Below are 1,908 nucleotides of genomic sequence, written 5' to 3'. Positions count from 1 at the left end.
GTGCGCTGCGTTGCAGCCTGATCGCGGCCCAGCGTTGGCCCAGGGCAACGTCGGCGCTGAGGTGGCCGAAGGGCAGGGCAGGAGGCAGGTCGTCAGCGTCCGGGCCGGGCGTATCTGCCGGTTGATGCGGTGCGATAAGCATCGGGATTTCCCGGCGCTGGCTGTCCAGGCGGTCGGCATCATCCAGGGCATGGCTGGCGTAACGGGCCAGGTCACTGCCATTGCGATGACGGTTGCGCAGGCTTTCCAGCTGAGCCGCGTGCAGGTGCGACAGCAGGTCCAGAATGCCGTGCTCCAGGGGTTCGGTGCGCGAGCTGTATTCGACGGTGACAGCGTCAGCCTCGACGTCCGGCGGGATCAGTTGCTGATGCGCTGCGACCAGCCACTGCTCCATGTCGCGGCGTTGGCTGAAGACCATCACGCCGGGTTGCCGGCAGGGCAGGTACAGGGTTTGTGTCAACAGCGGCTCCTGGCCCACGGAGATGACCCAGGCGCCAGCCAATTTGACCTTGCTCTGGTCGGGCAGCAGCAACGCCAGCTGGCAGGTCTCGACGGGGCGTACGCCATTGGGGGTGGTGACCGGGTTGAGCACTGTCTGCAACGAGATCAGTTGTTGGGCACCCAGCCTTCCCTGGGCATAGGCCGATTGCCCGCAGGCCTCGAAATGCTGGCAGTACAGTTGTGCCGCCCGCTCGCGACGGGACAACGGCGTACCCGGCGCCCGGGTACTCCAATAGTTTTCCCAGCGGGCGCTGAGCAGTTTCCCCAGGCCCAGTGCCTGGAGCCGCTTGAGCAATTGCACGGGCGTGAGGGCTGACAGGCGGTGGGACGCCAGGCCGACCACGGTGCTGCGCGTATCCAGGGTGGGGGAGATGTCTGGAAACTGGCAGATAAATCCCCAGGCATCCACCAGGCTGACGAAGTGCTCGTCGTGATCTTCGGTCTTGAGAAATCCCAGGCCGACCGGTGCGGCGCCCAGTTGCCAATGCTCTGTGAGCAGTTGTTCGATGGAGTCACGTACGCCGGGTGCCTGGGCAATCAGTTGATGCAGCTCCTGTTGGCTTTTGCGCCAGCGCGCTGAGGCTTGCAGGGACAGGCTTTGGTCCTGGAGGCGGGCCTGGCCTGGAAGCGACGGTGAGGCGAAGTCGCTCAGGGTGGCAGACGGGGGAAGTAGGGTGAGGTCACTCATGATGGTGTGTTCATGCTCTGGTGAGACCGGGCTTGCCGGTGAATGCACCATTAAAAAGGCGGGGCCAGGGCGTGAGGTGATAGATAGATACGCGGATGACCGTTGGGCGCCCTTCATCAAACTGTCACTGAACTGTGGCAGCGCGCTTGTACAAAGTTCATCAGACTCGCGCTCTACTGGGGTTCTGCGTTTCGGTGTTTTTCATGCGCGTGTTGTTTTTCATGGCCGCTCTGTTATTCGGCCTGCCGTCCTTTGCGGCTTCTCGATGTGATGTGAATGTCCCGACTGAACGGGTTGATCTGGAACAGGTGAGCCTGGCCTACCAGAGCATTGGTCGTGCCTCCGACCCTGCCTTGCTGCTGGTGATGGGCTTGGGCGGGCAGTTGATCCACTGGCCGGACGAAGTGGTGGTGGCCCTGTGTGAGCAGGGCTTTCGGGTGATTCGTTATGACAACCGTGATGTGGGGCTGTCCACCTGGCGCCAGGCACCGGCCAGCGCCAACCTGACCTTTGAAGTGCTGCGCTACAAGCTCGGTCTGCCGGTGGCGGCGCCCTACACCCTGACCGACATGGCGGACGACGCACTGGGCTTGATGGACGGCTTGCACATCCAGCAATTCCACGTGCTGGGCGCGAGCATGGGCGGCATGATCGCCCAGCACCTGGCGGCCATGGCGCCGCAACGGGTGGAAAGCCTGACGCTGATCATGACCAGCTCC

Annotated in this window: 2 protein-coding genes; one reads left to right on the top strand and one right to left on the bottom strand. The window is 63.3% G+C overall.

Annotated features, from left to right (window positions below; all coding sequences use genetic code 11):
• A partial coding sequence (locus HX846_RS32630; protein ID WP_372242038.1) for a dermonecrotic toxin domain-containing protein occupies positions 1–1,189 on the bottom strand: 1,189 nt, incomplete at its 3' end.
• A gap of 203 nt (positions 1,190–1,392) precedes the next feature.
• Between HX846_RS32630 and HX846_RS32625 the strand changes: the two genes are divergently transcribed.
• Positions 1,393–1,908 (top strand): alpha/beta fold hydrolase (locus tag HX846_RS32625; RefSeq protein ID WP_178966991.1); only part of this gene is annotated, 516 nt, incomplete at its 3' end.

Source organism: Pseudomonas sp. K5002 (assembly GCF_013386655.1).
GTDB lineage: Bacteria > Pseudomonadota > Gammaproteobacteria > Pseudomonadales > Pseudomonadaceae > Aquipseudomonas.
This window is presented reverse-complemented; position numbering and strand designations above follow the sequence as displayed.